The organism is Parapedobacter lycopersici (assembly GCF_024643285.1).
GTDB lineage: Bacteria > Bacteroidota > Bacteroidia > Sphingobacteriales > Sphingobacteriaceae > Parapedobacter > Parapedobacter lycopersici.
Map to the genome: position 1 here is coordinate 301,054 of NZ_JAMSLW010000005.1, position 17,130 is coordinate 318,183.

A 17,130-nucleotide genomic window follows, 5' to 3' on the forward strand; every position below is an offset into this window, starting at 1 on the left:
AGCATGTGTAATCTGCGATGCAAAAAGATACTAAAAGAAACTTATTTGTTGCCGCCACCTATGGGGCCGTGCTGTTACTTGGCTTATTGCTCGGGCAGAACTATGCCGATGACAACCGCCAGTCCGGCACAAGTACCCTGTTGCCGTTGGGTCTGGGTCATACGGGCAAGGTACAGCGGATGATTGACCTGATCGAATCAAATTATGTGGACAGTGTGGAGGTCAGCCGCCTGCAGGACCTGGCCATCGGAGAGATCGTTGCCCAGCTGGACCCTTATTCCGAATACCTGTATCCGCAGGCTGCCCTCCGGCAGCGGCAGGCGCTTGAGGGGAGCTTTGAAGGCATAGGCATCGAATATTACAAGGTAAACGACACACTCATTACCGTGGGGCTGATTGCCGGCGGCCCGGCACAACAGGCCGGATTACGGGTTGGGGACCGGCTGATCGCCATTAATGGCGATACCATTGCGGGTGTTAACATCACGGAAAAGGCAATCGACGAAAAAATACGGGGACGCCTGGGAACGCCGGTAACGATCTTGGTCAGCCGTAACGGCCAAGCCCTGCCGCAGCCCATCAATATCACGCGCAAACGGGTAGAGGTAAGTAGTGTCGATGCAGCATATATTATTGATAGTGCAATGGCCTACATTAAGATCAGCCGCTTCGGGGCTAAAACGGCCGAAGATTTTACGCAGGCATTGGCACAGTTGAAAAAAGCCGGTGCAAAGCGGCTAATTGTGGATCTCCGCGAAAATGGCGGCGGCTATTTTGATGCGGCGACCGCACTGGCCAGCCAGTTTTTTAACGACAAGGAGCTCCTCGTCTATACCGAGGGGGCCCATGAGCCGCGTACGGATTATTATTCCACTGCCGATGGCTTATTCGGTACGGGCGCCTTGGCCGTACTCATTGACGAACAGTCGGCTTCCGCCAGCGAAATCGTTGCGGGGGCCGTGCAGGACCTGGAGCGGGGCATCATTGTCGGACGCCGGTCATTTGGCAAGGGATTGGTACAGGAACAGTTTGGTTTTGGCGATGGCTCGGCGCTCAACCTGACCGTCGCCCGGTATTACACACCTTCGGGAAGGTGCATTCAGAAAACATACCCCAAAAATCACGCGATTCTTAAATCGCCTACACTGGAAACAGCCACCGTTGTAGGGACGGAACAGTCAGAGTCGTCGGGGTGGCAGGAACCCCAGAGCCGCCATCCCCAACGGGCCAACCGGCCGGTGCTAACCGGCGGCGGAATAGCACCCGACGTATGGACACCTGTCAACGGGCTGGATACCAGCGCCTGGTACAAGCGGATCCGGCGGGGCAACCTCATTGAGGAGTATGTCTACGGCTATCTCGCCAAATCGGTGCCGGCTTATTCGGTCGAAAATTTTCTGGAAAAGTATAACCTGCCCGATTGGGCGTATAGCGACTTTTTGACCTACGTCAAAACCCGTGGAATTACCTATTCCGCGCATGAGGCACGTGCGGGCAAGCCACGGATATGTACGGATATGGAGGCGCTTTTGGGCCGTTTCTATTTCGGAAGCGAGGCCTTTTTCCGGGTGCGGAACCGCTCGGATGAAACGCTGGCCATTGCCATAAATGCACTGTCTGGGGAGTGATGATTGCACGACCGCTGTACCCCGCAGCGACAATCCCGTGGATTTGCATTTTTTTTCAACAATGGTTAAGTTTGCGTCACTGAAATTCGACAATGAACGAACAAACGAAAGCCATTCGAGAACAGGCCGATCGTTCTCAATATCGTGAACATTCCGTTCCTTTATATCTTACCTCCAGCTTTATATTTGATAACGCCGAGCAGGGCCGTGCCATATTCGCCGAAGAAGAATCCGGAAATGTCTATTCCCGGTACTCCAATCCAAACACCACTGAATTAATCAATAAGGTGTGCAATATGGAGGGAGCCGAAGCCGGACTGGCGTTTTCTTCGGGTATGGCGGCCGTATTTGCCTCTTTTGCCGCGCTGCTGAAGAGCGGCGACCATATTGTGGCCTGTCGGGCCGTATTTGGCTCTACCCATCAGCTGTTCACCAAATTGTTTCCCCGCTGGGGCATTACCACTACCTATGTGGATGCCGGAAAACCCGAAGATTGGGAAAAGGCAATCCAGCCCAACACCCGGATGATTTTTCTGGAAACCCCCTCAAACCCGGGGCTGGAACTCGTTGACCTGGAATGGCTGGGTAAATTCAAGGAGAAATACCCGCATATAATCCTCAATGTAGACAATTGTTTTGCCACCCCCTACCTGCAAAAGCCGATACCCTATGGATTTGATCTGGTAAGCCATTCGGCGACCAAATACATGGACGGACAGGGCCGCGTATTGGGCGGAATCGTGGTGGGCAGGAAGGAACTGATTGATGAGCTGATGTTTTTTATCCGGAATACCGGGCCGGCATTATCGCCATTTAACGCCTGGGTTATTTCCAAAAGCATAGAAACCCTGGGGGTTCGCATGGACCGTCATTGCAGCAATGCCCTCCAGGTTGCCCAGGCACTTGAGGCACACACCGATGTGGAAGAAGTGCGGTACCCCTTTTTGCCGTCGCACCCGCAATACGAACTGGCCCGTCGGCAGATGAAAGCCGGCGGCGGCATCGTCACTTTTGTTGTTAAAGGCGGGTTCGAACGCGCAAAACGTTTTTTGGATGCGCTGAACGTCATTCTTTTTACGTCTAACCTGGGGGATTCCCGTACCATTGCCACACACCCCGCATCTACCACGCATTCCAAATTGTCGGAAGCAGAACGGATACAGCTGGGTATTAAGCCGGGAAGCATCCGGGTGTCTGTAGGGCTGGAAGATTCGGCAGATATTATAGCCGATATCGAACAGGCACTGGCAAACAGTTAAACAGGAAGGTCAACGTTTTTTTAACATACTTAAACAAGCGATATGAAAATAGCATTGCAACGGGCGAATGATGCCGTACATTTTGTCGGCAACAGCGAAACAGCGGACGTAAAAATACACATTGACGGATCACCGGAAATTGGTGGCGAAGGACTTGGTGTGCGGCCGATGGAGTTGGTGCTGATGGCGTTGGGTTCGTGCAGCGCACTGGACTTTGTCAGTATCCTGAAGAAACAGCGCCAGCAGCTGGACGACCTTCAAATAGCCGTAGAGGGCACGCGCCGCGAGGAAATTCCCCACATATTCACGGCCATCCATATTTCCTTTAAACTGTCGGGCCCGATTGACCCCGATAAGGCGGCGAAAGCGGCAGAACTTGCAGTAAAGAAATATTGCTCGGTTCATGATATGCTTGCCGCCGGCGGAGTCGATATTACCTATTCGGTGCAAATAGACTAAACAAACACCGGACAGCCGGTGTTATGTTGGCTGAAGACTGCTATTTTCAATTCTTAACTTAGTTCAATGTGCAGCTGCACTTGGACCGCTACTTTTGTATCATTAACAAAAAAACAAAACCATGGCAACAATTTGGAAATTAGACCCCACGCACTCTGAAGTGAGTTTTAAAGTAAAACACTTGGTTATCACTACCGTAACCGGGTATTTCCGCTCCTTTGATGGCACCGTAGAAACGGCCGACGACCTGGATTTCAGTAAGGCAAAAGTAGCTTTTTCGGCCGATACGACAAGTATCGACACGAATCAGGCCGATCGTGACGGGCACTTGAAATCGGCCGATTTTTTTGATGCCGGAAATCACCCCGCCATTACGTTTAACTCTACCTCCCTGGAGAAGAAATCGGACGATGAGTTTGTGTTAAACGGCGACCTCACCATCCGGGGCGTAACCCAGCCGGTGAAACTGAACGTGGAATTCGGAGGTACGGTAACTGACCCTTACGGAAACTTTAAGGCCGGATTCGAAGTAACCGGCAAAATAAGCCGTAAAGCCTTCGGCCTTACCTGGAGTGCCGTTACCGAAGCCGGAGCGGTCGTTGTCAGTGACGATGTAAAAATCCATGCCAACGTGCAATTCGTAAAGCAATAGTAACCATTGCGGGGGCACATACCAGTTCAGATCTCATGGGCGGAGCCGGCGTGATGCCTGCCTGCCTATGAGGTTTTACCCCGCCAGATCCGCTCGGCCCACCGGCCAATAAACCAAAAAGAAGCGGCCAGTATCAGGAAAAATACCGCCCGGTTGATGTTATCCCAGAGGTACTCGAAAAAACGGGTATAGAGGTTGATGACCAAAAAGACAATCCCGAACTCACGGGCAACGTGATCTTTCCGTTTTAACCCATACCAGGCGAGCCCCAACGCGATGGCGGTGGATAGCAGCCCCCAGTAGAAAATGCGCCATTGCCGTACGGCGCTCCATTTGTCCATATCGCTGTAATTGCCAAAAATGGACAGCAGCCACAGCGCCACCATCAGGTAGGTAAGCCCGATAATATAGGTGAGCGGCTGAAAGGGCTGCAGCGGCTTGATGCGTTTCTGCCAGCTCAGGGCAAATCCCGTGAGCAGCGCCCCAAACAACGTGAACCGCAGGGGGTAATTCATGCCCCAGAACCGGAAACCCCAATCGCTGTGATAAGCTGTTTCCGTGGCAAACCAAACCCCGAAGCAGACGAGCGTAAATACCCAGATCAGCCGCGAAGCGAGCTTAATCGACAGTAGACCATAAATGACTACCGACGCCAGGAACAATAGCGAGAAATGACCCGATCCGCGGTCGATAATTTTGCCCAGGTAACCGATGAATGCCGCGGTAGCAAACACCCCGAGCGCCATGATGGCCTCATTAGTAAACGATCGGTCGGGATGGCGTGCTTTATGCCGGAATCCCCAGGAATAAAAGAATACCGCAAGAGTAAAGCAGAAAACACAGATAACCGTATCGGGTGTATCGTAGAGGCCGCGGATCCACCGGAGTACCGTTTCATCGACAAAAAGCGACAAAAAGGCCAGCACCGTACAGGACAGCGCAATCCAGAATGCATATTGCGCCAGCCGCTTCCAGTCGAATCCCTTTACTTCGTACGATTCGGCCAGTTCCGTGGCCAGCCGGTCGTCAATCAACCCCTCTTCCCGCCAATGCGTAATGGCTGCATCCAGCGTTTCTTTTTCCTGCTTACTGATGTCCAGTTTTTTCATCGGCGGCTGTTTCCCCGGTACGAAGGTAACGATAATTTTTATCCCTGAATTCCGGCCGATATTACCTTTTCGCACATGGGTGCAAAGTCGCGGACCAGCTTTCCTGTATGTCTTTCCCGCTTTTTTCGGTCGCGCGTACCGTTTCAAAGGCAACGGCAGGTGCGCTTTGGCGAGCGTCTGTCAACTTTATTTCGTGGCATTTTTCGGGGCCTGTTGCACGTCCGTTAGCTTGCATTTGAAAGCAATTTTAGCTAAATTTGCCTTACCACTTAATTTATTGACGAAGGGTTAAATGATAAAGCAAACCACGCCCGATCTGGGCGAGCAAAGCGAAGTAGAGGTATTCGGTGCGCGTGTACACAATCTCAGAAACATTGATGTCAGTTTTCCCCGCAACGAGCTCGTCGTTATCACGGGATTGAGCGGCAGCGGCAAGTCTTCCCTGGCTTTTGACACCATTTATGCCGAAGGGCAGCGCCGGTATATGGAAACCTTCAGTGCTTACAGCCGGCAATTTTTAGGCGGTATGGAGCGTCCCGATGTAGACAAAATATCAGGCCTTAGCCCGGTGATCTCCATCGAACAGAAAACGACCAGTAAGAACCCCCGTTCTACTGTGGGTACCATTACCGAGGTATATGACTTTTTGCGGCTGCTTTTTGCGCGTGCGGGAGAGGCATACTCCTATATCTCCGGAAAAAAAATGGAGCGCATGTCGGAAGACCAGGTGGTTGACCGCATCATCAGGCAGTTCGAAGGGCAGGCGGTAAACATTCTTGCACCGCTGGTGAAAGGCCGGAAGGGACATTACCGTGAACTGTTCGAACAGATCCGCAAGCAGGGCTACGTCAAAGTGCGTGTTGACGGTGAAATACTGGATATCACGCCAAAAATGCAGGCAGACCGCTATAAGATACACGATATCGAAGCCGTTGTCGACCGCCTGATGGTTACCGAAAAGGACCGGGGGCGCCTCTACGCGTCCGTGATGCAGGCCATGAAAATGGCCAAAGGCATTATCAAAATCAGCGATAAGGAAAACAGGGAGTATTTTTACAGCCGATACCTGATGGATGCCGAATCGGGCATTTCCTATGACGAGCCGCAACCCAATACGTTTTCCTTCAACTCTCCTTACGGCGCGTGCGAACGGTGTGACGGCCTGGGCTATATCTATGAGATCGACCGTGACGCGGTGATTCCCAACCCGAAGTTAAGCATCATGAAAGGCGGGTTGGCCCCGCTGGGCGAATACCGGGATACGTGGAATTTTCAGGTATTAAAAGCGGTTGCGAAGCAGTTCGACTTTTCACTGGCCACGCCCATTGAAAAACTGACGCCGGAGCAACTGGATATCGTGCTTAATGGATTGGACACTACCCTGACCGTGCCGGTTACCTACAGCAACTGGAATACGAAGGACTATAAGATTACGTTTGAAGGGTTGTTCAAGATGCTGGAGGACCAGCAGGAGCGATTGGGCAGCAGCGGTCAGCAACTGGAAGAATTCCGGGCACGGGCGATATGCCCCGTATGTGACGGCGCACGCCTCAGGAAAGAATCGCTGCATTTCCGGATAGCCGACAGGAATATCCACGAGCTGGCTACCATGGACATCGCTACGCTGGCCGACTGGTTTGTGGACGTTGAGGAGCGGCTCGACGAAAGACAGCGGATAATTGCCACGGAAATCCTGAAGGAGATCCGTACCCGCCTGGGGTTTTTACTGGACGTAGGCCTCAACTACCTGACGCTCGACCGCACCGCCAAAACCCTTTCGGGCGGCGAGGCACAGCGCATCCGGCTGGCCACCCAGATTGGCTCACAGTTGGTAAACGTACTGTACATCCTCGACGAGCCCAGTATCGGATTGCATCAGCGTGATAACGAGCGACTCATCAACGCGCTGAAAAACCTGCGCGATATCGGCAACTCTGTGCTGGTGGTTGAACATGATAAAGACATGATCCTGCATGCCGACCACGTCATTGACATGGGGCCGGCTGCCGGGAAGCACGGGGGCTTGGTTGTGGCGCAGGGTACCCCGGAGCAATTAAAACAGGCACATACCCTTACCGCGGCATACCTAAACGGCGAGAAAGAAATCCGTATACCGGCAAAACGCCGCAACGGAAACGGGGAAGTGCTGCGCCTTGTCGGCGCAACGGGAAATAACCTCCGGAATGTCACGGCGGCATTCCCGCTTGGAGAACTTATCCTCGTTACCGGGGTATCGGGCAGTGGAAAATCGAGCCTGATTACCGAAACGCTTTACCCGATCCTGAACCAGCACTTCTTCCGGGCAAAGAAACAGCCGTTGCCTTATAAGAAAATCGAGGGCTTAGCCCATATTGATAAGGTGATTGAAATCGACCAAAGTCCGATCGGCCGCACACCGCGGTCGAATCCCTCTACTTACACAGGTGTATTCTCCGATATCCGGACCCTGTTTGTACAGCTGCCGGAATCCAAAATCAGGGGGTATAAACCCGGCCGTTTTTCCTTCAATGTGAAGGGGGGGCGGTGCGAAACCTGCCAGGGAGCCGGAATGAAAGTCATCGAAATGAACTTCCTACCCGATGTGCAGGTGCCCTGCGAAACCTGCCAGGGCAAGCGGTATAACCGTGAAACACTGGAGGTCCGCTACCGTGGCAAATCCATCAGCGATGTGCTGGACATGCGCATCGATGAGGCGGTCACGTTTTTCGAAAACATTCCGTCAATCTACCGGAAAATAAAAACCCTGCAGGATGTAGGACTGGGCTACCTCACCCTTGGCCAGTCGTCAGTTACGCTGTCGGGTGGCGAGGCCCAGCGGGTAAAGCTGGCCACCGAGCTCTCGAAAAAAGACACCGGAAAAACATTTTACATCCTTGATGAACCCACCACAGGGCTGCATTTCGAAGACGTAAACGTATTGCTGGGTGTGCTGAACCGATTGGTCGACCGGGGAAATACGGTGCTGGTTATTGAACACAACCTGGATGTGATCAAAGTGGCCGACTGGGTCATCGACCTCGGTCCGGAAGGCGGTGCCGGCGGCGGCGAGATTTTGTTCAGCGGGACCCCGGAAGCGTTGCTGCAGCATAAAAAAAGCCAAACGGCACGGTTTCTGCGCGTGGAAATGCCGGCCGCTTCAGCCGCAGTGTAGACGCGGACCCGCCCGGTTTTTATGATGGGCAATTTTATCATTACCCTGCGTTTTTTTATCTTCGCAAGCGTATGTCAGATATTATCCAATTGTTGCCGGATGCGGTGGCCAACCAAATCGCCGCGGGCGAGGTGGTGCAACGGCCAGCGTCAGCGGTTAAGGAGTTGATGGAGAATGCGATAGATGCAGGGGCGGATAAAATCAAACTGATTGTAAGGGACGGTGGAAAATCCTTGATCCAGGTGATAGACAACGGCTGTGGCATGAGCGTTACCGATGCCCGGCGTTGCTTTGAACGCCACGCCACGTCAAAAATCCGTCGGGCGGAAGACCTGTTTGCCATCCGGTCCATGGGATTCCGGGGAGAGGCACTCGCCTCTATCGCGGCAATTGCCCATGTAGAGCTTAAAACCCGGCGTACGGAAGATGAACTGGGGACGCTCCTGGAAATTGCGGGATCAACCGTCGTAAAGCAGGAACCCGCTGCATTGCCAACAGGCACGAGTATCTGTGTAAAAAACCTATTTTATAATATTCCCGCCAGGCGGAATTTCCTGAAAAGCAATGCCGTGGAAATGCGGCACATTGTCGACGAATTCCAGCGGGTGGCCCTGGCCTATCCCCAGCTCTTTTTTAGCCTGCACAGCGATGGCAACGAACTGTTCCACCTGCCGGAGGGAACCCTCAAGCAGCGCATTGTGCATGTGTTCGGCAACAGCTATAACCAGCGCCTGGTACCCGTAGCGGAAGATACGACCATCATCCGGCTGGACGGATTTATCGGCAAGCCCGAATACGCGAAGAAGACTCGCGGCGAGCAGTTCTTCTTTGTGAACAACCGGTTTGTCAGGGACGCCTACCTTAACCACGCCGTCGTTAAAGCCTATGAAGGGCTCCTGCCTCCGGAGAGTTTCCCTTTCTATGTCCTGTTTATTGATATAGACCCGGCCAAAATAGATATCAACGTTCACCCGACCAAGACGGAAATCAAATACGAGGATGAACGGGCTATTTATGCCATCATCCAGTCGGCCGTAAAGCGGTCGTTGGGTCGGTATAACATTACCCCGACGCTGGACTTCAATCAGGAAACCGGCTTCAGCCGGCTGATCAGCCAGAAGCCGCTGGACGAGATCGTCCCGCCGAGCATTGCATTCAATCCTGACTTTAACCCGTTTGAGCCGGCATCCGACCATAAATCGGGCGCATCCGGTACGGCCCGGCCGGCCGCTTCCGGCGGGCACGGCAGCATTCCGCAAAACTGGGAAACGCTGTACCGGATTGCACAACAGCCCGAAAAAGGACAACTGAACCTGGAGGGTGATGTATCCGGACCGGGAGCAGACCAGACCGAGCGCGTTTCTAAACCGCCGTTCCAGCTGCATGGCCGCTACATCCTGTCGCAGATTCACTCGGGTTTCATCCTGATCGATCAGCAGGCGGCCCACGAGCGGATTTTGTTTGAACAATTCAGCCAGCACCTCGAAAACCGGCAGGGCGCCAGCCAGCAGAGCCTGTTTCCCCAAACGGTTACCTTAAACGGTGCCGACTTCCAGCTCATCAGTGAGCTGCTGCCGGACATTCAGGCATTGGGCTTTCAGATCAGGGAATTTGGTAAAAATACGGTTGTCGTTGAGGGAGTTCCGGCCGACATAACCGGCATTAGCGAGCGGCAGCTGCTGGAACAGCTGCTGGAAGACTATAAAAACAACCAGGCGGAGCTGAAGCTGCCCAAGCGGGAGAAGCTTGCCAGGAGCCTGGCCCGGCATGCCGCCATCCGTCCGGGAACCGTATTGTCGATCAATGAGATGGCCGAATTGATTGATCAGCTATTTGCGTGCGAAACACCCGGCGTATCGTTGAGTGGAAGGCCGATAATTCTTACTTTTACACTGCAAGAACTGGCCGAACGGTTTGAGCGGTAAATATCTACTAAGCACATGTACAATAATTCAGCATCTCCATTTGCAGGCCTTACCCCGGTAGTCAAAAACCTGATCATCATTAATGTGATCTGCTTTCTGGGCACCATGATATTCGACCAGGCCAACCGTCTTTTCGGGGTCTATTATCTGGATTCACCCTTTTTCAAGATCTGGCAGATCATTACGTATATGTTTATGCATGGGGGCTTCTCGCATATTTTCTTTAATATGTTTGCGCTGTTCATGTTCGGGCCGGTACTTGAACAGGTGCTGGGCTCCAAGCGTTTCCTTAACTATTACCTGATCACGGGACTGGGCGCGCTGGCGTTGCAATTTGGTGTTCAGGCATTGGAAGTATATCAGATCACCGGCACGGTATCTGCCAGCCAATGGCTGCGGTTTGATATGTTTCAGGGGCTGGTTTACAGCAACCATCCCGCGCTCACGCAGGAAGGGTTCAACAAGCTGGTTTCGGTGTACAATACGCCCATGGTTGGCGCATCCGGCGCCATTTATGGCTTACTGATCGCCTTTGGCTACCTGTTCCCCAATACGCCGCTGATGCTGATTTTCCTGCCGGTGCCCATTAAGGCTAAGTACTTTATTCCGGTCATGATTTTAATCGAACTGGTGCTTGGCATGTCGCGTACCGGAACTTCGGTGGCCCACTTTGCCCACATCGGCGGCGCACTGTTTGGCTTCTTATTAATTAAGCTCTGGGGGGTCCGCCGCCCGGGATATTGGTAAACACCGCATATTTTTGTACCTTGCAGTTGAAAGCGAATACAACACTTTTTTTCATATATTAGTGGCTGTTTTCTGCAGGTTTGTACCGAACGAACGGCAATGAAAAAATCACTTTGGAACGATTTATGGCATAGGGCTTTCCAGTCTGGAAATCCGTTGTATTTGGTCATTGCGCTGAATATTCTCGTTTTCCTTTTCCTTAACGTGCTTGCCCTGTTTACCGCGTTGCGCGTTACATCCCTCCCCCTATCGGGCTACCTGTTATCGTGGCTGCAATTACCGGCAACGGTGGGTGCTTGGATATATAAACCCTGGACGATCATCACCTACATGTTTACTCAGCAGGGATTGTTCCACATCCTTTTCAACATGCTTTGGCTGTTCTGGATGGGTATTATATTTCTTGATTTTCTGAAGAAACGGCAGTTCATCTTTGTATACCTTGCCGGCGGTCTGCTTGGCGGTGCGCTGTTCATGCTGGCGTATAACTTCATTCCGGTGTTTCGGGAGGAAGCGCTCCGCACGGTGCTTATTGGCTCCTCGGCCAGTGTCAGTGCGGTCGTGTTTGCCACGGCAACGCTCTTGCCCGACTATACCCTGCGGATGCTCTTTTTTGGAAATGTCAAACTGAAATACCTGGCCCTGGCATTTATCGTTATTGACGTGCTGGCCATCGCAGGTCTTAATGCTGGTGGAAGTATCGCCCACATCGGGGGAGCACTGCTGGGTTACCTGTATATCAGGCAGCTGCGGGCGGGCCACGACTGGAGCCGTGTGCTGGGCCAGCGTAAAAAAAGCAAATTACGCGTGGTCCGGAATGATCACACCTCCCCGCGGCAGGACCCCCCGCTTGTGCCCAACCAGGAAGTGATCGATCAAATCTTAGATAAAATTTCACAATCGGGCTACGACAGCCTTACCAAAGCCGAAAAGGAGGCGCTCTTTAAGGCGAGTAAACAGGGCCAAAATGAGTACTAATGGCACGGAAGGCGCGGCGCACGAATAAATTGGGTGTCATCAGTAAGTTCATGCTATTGGCAAATGGCTGCGCTGTGATCGCATTGCTGCTGAGTTACCTTGCGCCTGTTGTTAACCCCATGGGGTTTTGGCCGATCGCTTTTTTCGGCATTGCCTACCTGCCATTGCTGGTCATCAATATCCTGTTTATCATTTACTGGCTGATCCGGCGAATCCCCTACGCCGGCATTTCCCTGATAGCGATTTTGGTGGGATGGAATACCTTTAATAAACATTTCGGCTTTAGTGCCCGCGTGCCGGCGGATACGGTGACCGCCCCTGATTCGGCAGCTATCCGGCTCATGACCTACAATGTTCATTTTTTCCGGACCTTCGAAGCGCAGAATAATGCACCGGCGATCAAAGATGAGATCATGCAGGTCATTGATTCCATTTCACCTGATGTGGTCTGTATTCAGGAGTATTATACCCGGCAGCGCGGACAGCACCGGATGTCAAAGGCATTTAAAGACGATGTCGGATTGCCGTACCGGGTGGTTTTTCCGGCTGCGCAAAACGATTATGAGGCTTACGGCCTGGCCATTTTCTCCAAATACCCAATTCTGGAATCCGGACACCTGCCCGACCATCAGTATGGGGTAAACCGGGTGGTGTATGCAGATATCAATAAAAACGGCAAGGTGTTCCGGGTGTATAACGTGCATTTACGGTCAATTGGCTTCCAAAAGGAAGACTACGACTTCATCAAGCGCCCGGCCAAAACCATTGAGGAAGATGCCGCATCCACCCGGCGCATCGGGTCGCGACTGAAACAGGCCTTCCGGGCGCGGAGCGGCCAGGCAGAATCACTGAAAGCGCATAGCAATGCCTGCCGTGTGCCTTTCATCATCGCCGGAGATTTCAACGATACGCCGTTGTCTTATGCCGTCAATCAGGTATCTTCGGGTATGCAGAACGCTTTTTTGGAAAAAGGCCGCGGATGGGGAGTAACCTACAACGGCGATTTCCCCAATTTTCAGATCGATTACATCCTGGCCAGTAAGGAATTTTCCATCCAATGGTACCAGATCGTTAAGAAGAAACTTTCCGACCATTATCCTGTTTGGGCGGACGTGGTACTTTAATCTCCTGCCTTATGCACTCCGGGTGGCCAGTCGCCGCCGGACCTTGCTGAGAAACTCGGGTGTCATTCCCAGGTATGCAGCGATGTAGTGCTGTGGAACCCGCTGGGTGATTTTAGGGTACTGTTTGATGAAGTCCAGGTAACGTTCTTCGGCCGTCCGCGCCATGGTACGGATCAGTCGCCGTTCAACCGCCACCAGGTGACGCTGAATCATCAGGCGGAAAACCCGCTCGAATTTGGGCAACCGCTCCAATAGCGCAGCCTTGCTCGCGACATTAAGCGTAAGGAGCTCACTGTCCTCCATCGCTTCAATGTAAAACAGGCTGGGCGTCCGGTCGTGGAAGCTGCCGATATCGCCTACCCACCAGTCTTCAATGGCAAACTGCAGGATGGCTTCACTGCCGTTTTCATCAATGTAATAGGTGCGTATGCAGCCTTTTACGATGTATGCCTCGAAATTGCAGATTTCACCTTCGCGGAGGAGAATCTGCTTTTTTTTAACCGATCTGGGAACCAGCAGGCTGTTGAAAACCGCCAGGTCCTCTGATGCGAAATTTCCGCAATGGTTAACATAGTCGTTAATGGATTCAAACATCATCATGCAGCATAACGGATCATTAGCACAAACTTAGCTAAAATCCGTTCATAAGCAATATGCCCGCGCTGGATATTCAGATCGGCCGCGTCCCCCGCCCCGGATAGTGCTTTTTAAGTATGAAATAACCAAAACCATCAGTGGGGTTTAATTTTTATATAAGTGAAACGGCTTTTCTTGTTATAGGTTAATGCGCAGCCGTGCGGCACCGTTTACTTTTGTATCAACAAATAGCCATTAAGGCAAATTAAAGGAGTATCAATTATGGAAAACAGGATTTTAGGCATCCATCACGTTACCGCTATTGCGGGGGATGCCCGGAGAAATCACGATTTTTATACACGCATATTGGGGCAGCGGCTGGTGAAAAAGACCGTTAATTTCGACGATCCGGAAACGTATCATTTTTATTTTGGTGACGAAGTGGGTACACCGGGCACCATTCTCACCTTCTTCCCCTGGGGCAACCGCGTTCACATGGGGCGCCGGGGTACGAAACAGGTAACGGAAATCGGTTTTTCCGTACCCGAAGGGAGTCTTGATTTCTGGAAGCGGCGGATGGAGGAACACAACGTGATCCACAACAACGTGGCCGAGAAGTTCGGCGAGCAGTACCTGACGATTTTGGATCCGGACGGACTGAAACTGGAATTAACGGTGCCACGGGTCGCTGACACACGCACACCCTGGGAAACGAAGGAGGTAACCGCAGCACATGCGCTGCGGGGGTTCCATCACATCACCATTACCACGCAGAAGATGGACGCCACCGCCAGTATACTGACCGATGTGTTTGGCTATCGGCTGGCCCAACAGGAAGTAAACCGCTACCGCCTGGTCACCGATGCGGTACAGCAGGCCGCTATTGTTGATTTGGTGGAGGCGCCGGGTGAAGCGGTCGGGCAGGTTGCCGGCGGATCAGTACACCACGTTGCGTTCCGTGTGCCGGATGAAGCCGTATTGATGCACTTCCGCGAAAAAATTGCGGCCCTCGGTCTGCAAATTACCCCGAAGATCGACCGGAATTACTTTTATTCGCTGTATTTCCGCGAACCGGGAGGCGTGCTGTTTGAATTGGCTACTGATAACCCCGGCTTCGCCACCGATGAAACCGTTGCCCAGCTTGGAAGCGGACTGAAGCTGCCGTCCCAATACGAGGCAAACCGGAGTCACATCGAAGCTGTTTTACCACAATTAGATTAAGGTTATGTACACGCACGAAAAACAAGTTATACAGGCCGGGACAGCTGTAGCACAGGCAAAAAGCGCCATTGTGCTGCTTCACGGCCGGGGCAGCTCGGCACAGGGCATTCTCTCCCTGCAGCATCACCTTCAGTTTACGGATGCTGCCATTGTGGCGCCGCAGGCAACCAATAATACCTGGTATCCCCATAGTTTCATGGCACCGGTTGATCAGAATCAGCCGGCACTGGATTCCGCGCTGGCACGGATTGATGAGGTTTTTGCGGAGCTTGCCACGCAGGGCATGCCCGCAGAACAGGTATACCTCGTCGGTTTCTCGCAGGGTGCCTGCCTCGCCCTGGAATATGCGGCCCGCCATGCCCGTCGGTACCGCGGCATCGTGGCGTTTACCGGGGGACTTATCGGTGCCACATTAGACCACACATCCTATCAGGGTGATTTTGATGAAACACCGGTATTGATTACCGCCGGCGACCATGACGCACATGTGCCGCTGGCAAGAATTGAAGAAAGTGCCACCATCCTGCGGCAATTGGGCGCGCAGGTAACCACGGAGATTTATCCGGGAAAACCGCACAGCATCAGTGCCGATGAGACCTTGCTGGCCAACACCCTTATTTTCCAGTGAGCAGGGCATGCTTCGAGTCGGCTTCGAGGGTGCTTCGGGTGTTGTTCGAGGGTTCTTCGAGACTTCTTCGGGAACTGTTCGAGGGCGCTTCGAGTGTTGTTCGAGAGTGCTTCGGGAGTCCTTCGACTCCGCTTCGGGCGCTGTTCGACCGGCCTTCGGCGGACACCGAACGAGGGCGATAAAACCCCCGGACCATTCCCGAAGCAGTACCGATGGGTATCCGAACAGGTGTTGAAGGGGTCCCGAAGCGCGGGCTAATGGCTCCTGCCGCCGGCCTTAATGGCTAATCGATTTTGGGATGCTGAAACCCCAACCGTTTCAGTCCATGCTGTATTTCCGGTGCGCGCATGAACAGTTTCCACAGCAGGCCGCTGCGGTAATTTTCGATCATCGCCACAATCGGGCCCTGATCAATCGCGAGGTAACGCTGCGGAAACCAGTTTTCGGTTTCGCTGTAGGCATCGTAAAAGCCGTACTCCCCCCATAGGCGGTCGCCAAGTGTTTCATAGAAATAGCGCAACACCCGCATGCTGTATTCAGGGGTGTAGGGAATAGATGATAATGCCGCCGTAGGCGAAATGACCCCAAGGTCGTTATCGGGGTGGTGTGCGGCATATCCCTTTACGGAATAGCTTGCCGTAAAACCCCAGGCGTTTTCGCCATATCCCTTATAGCCGTTGGGGTTACGGAGCGCATGTGCCCGATTGATCAGTACGTGGTTCGTGTTCAGTTGCCAATAGTCGGCATACCGGTCTTTAAGTTCCCTCGGGTCCAACCCCAGACACGAATAATGTGCCCAGAAAAGGGGTCCGACAGCGTCTTCGGGGGCGTTATGCCGGAGGATCACCGGAATCCCGTACTTTTTGTCGGCGGAAACAATGGCCCCCCCGCGGGCCCAGCCATTGTGATAGGCCGAAACGGGAATCGGATGCGTGGGCGACGAGGCCGCCAGGATGTAGGTAATCAGGCATTCATCGTAACCCTGTATGGCGTGGTTCATGCCCCACTGGTGTGTCGGGCTCCAATGCCAGAAAAGCACATCCTGGTTATTCCGGTAAAAGTCCCAGTCGATTCCTTTCCAAAGGCTGTCGGCCTTTGCGGCAATCTCCCGGTTGCCGTCGTGTACGTCATTTCTAAAGTACTCGCGCACGCAGATCAGTGCCTGTGCCATGAAAGCGGTTTCCACCAGGTCGCCGCCATCGTCGCGGTCACTGAACGACTTGGTCCTGCCCGTGGGGCCGTAAAGCCAATGGGGCCATGCACCGTGGTACCGGTCGGCTGCCTTCAGGTAATCCATGATGTGCTTCAGCCGGCCGGCGCCATCGGCTTTGGAAATAAATCCGCGTTCCATACCTACCAGCAGGGCCATTACGCCGAAACCACTGCCACCAATCGTAATTACGTCCCGATCGTTTTGCGGATATTCGCCATCGAGGTGTATGCGTTCACGGGCTAGGCCGGAAGTGGGCTCAGCTCCTTCCCAAAAGTAGCGGAATGTCTGGTGCTGTACCAGCGAAAGCAGCGAATCGTCCGTTAATGGCTCCGGGTTAGCCGACCCGGACCGGGCGGTTTCCCGCCCGCCGCAGCCGCTTGCCAAGAGTAAAAATCCGGCAATGACGATAAAAAGGCCTGCATGCTTCATATGAAAGGTTCCGTGTGCGCGCGTGTTCATC

Annotated in this window: 14 protein-coding genes; 11 read left to right on the plus strand and 3 right to left on the minus strand. The window is 53.0% G+C overall.

Annotated elements, in window-relative coordinates; translation table 11 throughout:
• Nucleotides 1-17 precede the first annotated feature (17 nt).
• The 4 genes from NEV57_RS12415 (at nucleotide 18) to NEV57_RS12430 (ending at nucleotide 3,998) form a co-directional block, all read left to right on the plus strand.
• Nucleotides 18-1,628: a S41 family peptidase gene (locus NEV57_RS12415; RefSeq protein ID WP_257658643.1), complete on the plus strand. Its 1,611-nt coding sequence runs from the start codon at nucleotides 18-20 to the stop codon at nucleotides 1,626-1,628.
• 92 nt (nucleotides 1,629-1,720) lie between these two features.
• Complete coding sequence (locus NEV57_RS12420; protein WP_257658644.1) at nucleotides 1,721-2,887, plus strand: trans-sulfuration enzyme family protein; 1,167 nt, start codon at nucleotides 1,721-1,723, stop codon at nucleotides 2,885-2,887.
• Nucleotides 2,888-2,929: 42 nt separating this feature from the next.
• A complete protein-coding gene (locus NEV57_RS12425) occupies nucleotides 2,930-3,346 on the plus strand; it encodes an OsmC family protein (RefSeq protein WP_257658645.1) in 417 nt (138 codons plus the stop codon).
• A 121-nt stretch (nucleotides 3,347-3,467) separates the two neighbouring features.
• Nucleotides 3,468-3,998 carry a YceI family protein gene (locus tag NEV57_RS12430; protein ID WP_257658646.1) on the plus strand — a complete coding sequence of 177 codons (531 nt, stop codon included), beginning with the start codon at nucleotides 3,468-3,470 and terminating at the stop codon, nucleotides 3,996-3,998.
• Between the two features lie 65 nt (nucleotides 3,999-4,063).
• On the opposite strand, the gene NEV57_RS12435 is transcribed toward NEV57_RS12430, so the two are convergent.
• Nucleotides 4,064-5,107 (minus strand): DUF2157 domain-containing protein, encoded by a 1,044-nt coding sequence (locus NEV57_RS12435; RefSeq protein WP_257658647.1) that lies wholly within the window; start codon nucleotides 5,105-5,107, stop codon nucleotides 4,064-4,066.
• A gap of 292 nt (nucleotides 5,108-5,399) precedes the next feature.
• Here NEV57_RS12435 and uvrA point away from each other — a divergent pair, with 292 nt between their 5' ends.
• The 5 genes from uvrA (at nucleotide 5,400) to NEV57_RS12460 (ending at nucleotide 13,032) form a co-directional block, all read left to right on the plus strand.
• Complete coding sequence (gene uvrA / locus NEV57_RS12440; protein WP_257658648.1) at nucleotides 5,400-8,258, plus strand: excinuclease ABC subunit UvrA; 2,859 nt, start codon at nucleotides 5,400-5,402, stop codon at nucleotides 8,256-8,258.
• Between the two features lie 71 nt (nucleotides 8,259-8,329).
• Nucleotides 8,330-10,183, plus strand: a complete 1,854-nt coding sequence (gene mutL / locus NEV57_RS12445) for a DNA mismatch repair endonuclease MutL (RefSeq protein ID WP_257658649.1) — start codon at nucleotides 8,330-8,332, stop codon at nucleotides 10,181-10,183.
• Between the two features lie 15 nt (nucleotides 10,184-10,198).
• The gene (locus NEV57_RS12450; RefSeq protein ID WP_257658650.1) at nucleotides 10,199-10,930 is read left to right on the plus strand and encodes a rhomboid family intramembrane serine protease; all 732 of its coding nucleotides are present in this window, start codon (nucleotides 10,199-10,201) and stop codon (nucleotides 10,928-10,930) included.
• A 99-nt stretch (nucleotides 10,931-11,029) separates the two neighbouring features.
• Nucleotides 11,030-11,908, plus strand: coding sequence for a rhomboid family intramembrane serine protease (locus NEV57_RS12455; protein WP_257658651.1), 879 nt, complete (start codon nucleotides 11,030-11,032; stop codon nucleotides 11,906-11,908).
• Nucleotides 11,908-13,032 carry an endonuclease/exonuclease/phosphatase family protein gene (locus tag NEV57_RS12460; protein ID WP_257658652.1) on the plus strand — a complete coding sequence of 375 codons (1,125 nt, stop codon included), beginning with the start codon at nucleotides 11,908-11,910 and terminating at the stop codon, nucleotides 13,030-13,032. Before NEV57_RS12455 ends, NEV57_RS12460 begins: the two co-directional genes overlap by 1 nt.
• Nucleotides 13,033-13,041: 9 nt before the next feature.
• Here NEV57_RS12460 and NEV57_RS12465 read toward each other — a convergent pair whose 3' ends face one another.
• A complete protein-coding gene (locus NEV57_RS12465; RefSeq protein WP_257658653.1) occupies nucleotides 13,042-13,632 on the minus strand; it encodes a Crp/Fnr family transcriptional regulator in 591 nt (196 codons plus the stop codon).
• A 258-nt stretch (nucleotides 13,633-13,890) separates the two neighbouring features.
• On the opposite strand from NEV57_RS12465, the gene NEV57_RS12470 reads away from it, so the two are divergent.
• Together NEV57_RS12470 and NEV57_RS12475 are read left to right on the plus strand one after the other, a co-directional pair.
• Nucleotides 13,891-14,829, plus strand: a complete 939-nt coding sequence (locus NEV57_RS12470; protein ID WP_257658654.1) for a ring-cleaving dioxygenase — start codon at nucleotides 13,891-13,893, stop codon at nucleotides 14,827-14,829.
• A gap of 4 nt (nucleotides 14,830-14,833) precedes the next feature.
• Entirely contained in the window at nucleotides 14,834-15,457 is a 624-nt protein-coding gene (locus NEV57_RS12475; RefSeq protein WP_257658655.1) for an alpha/beta hydrolase, read from the plus strand.
• 283 nt (nucleotides 15,458-15,740) lie between these two features.
• On the opposite strand, the gene NEV57_RS12480 is transcribed toward NEV57_RS12475, so the two are convergent.
• Nucleotides 15,741-17,099 (minus strand): glucoamylase family protein, encoded by a 1,359-nt coding sequence (locus tag NEV57_RS12480; protein ID WP_257658656.1) that lies wholly within the window; start codon nucleotides 17,097-17,099, stop codon nucleotides 15,741-15,743.
• Between the last annotated feature and the right edge of the window lie 31 nt (nucleotides 17,100-17,130).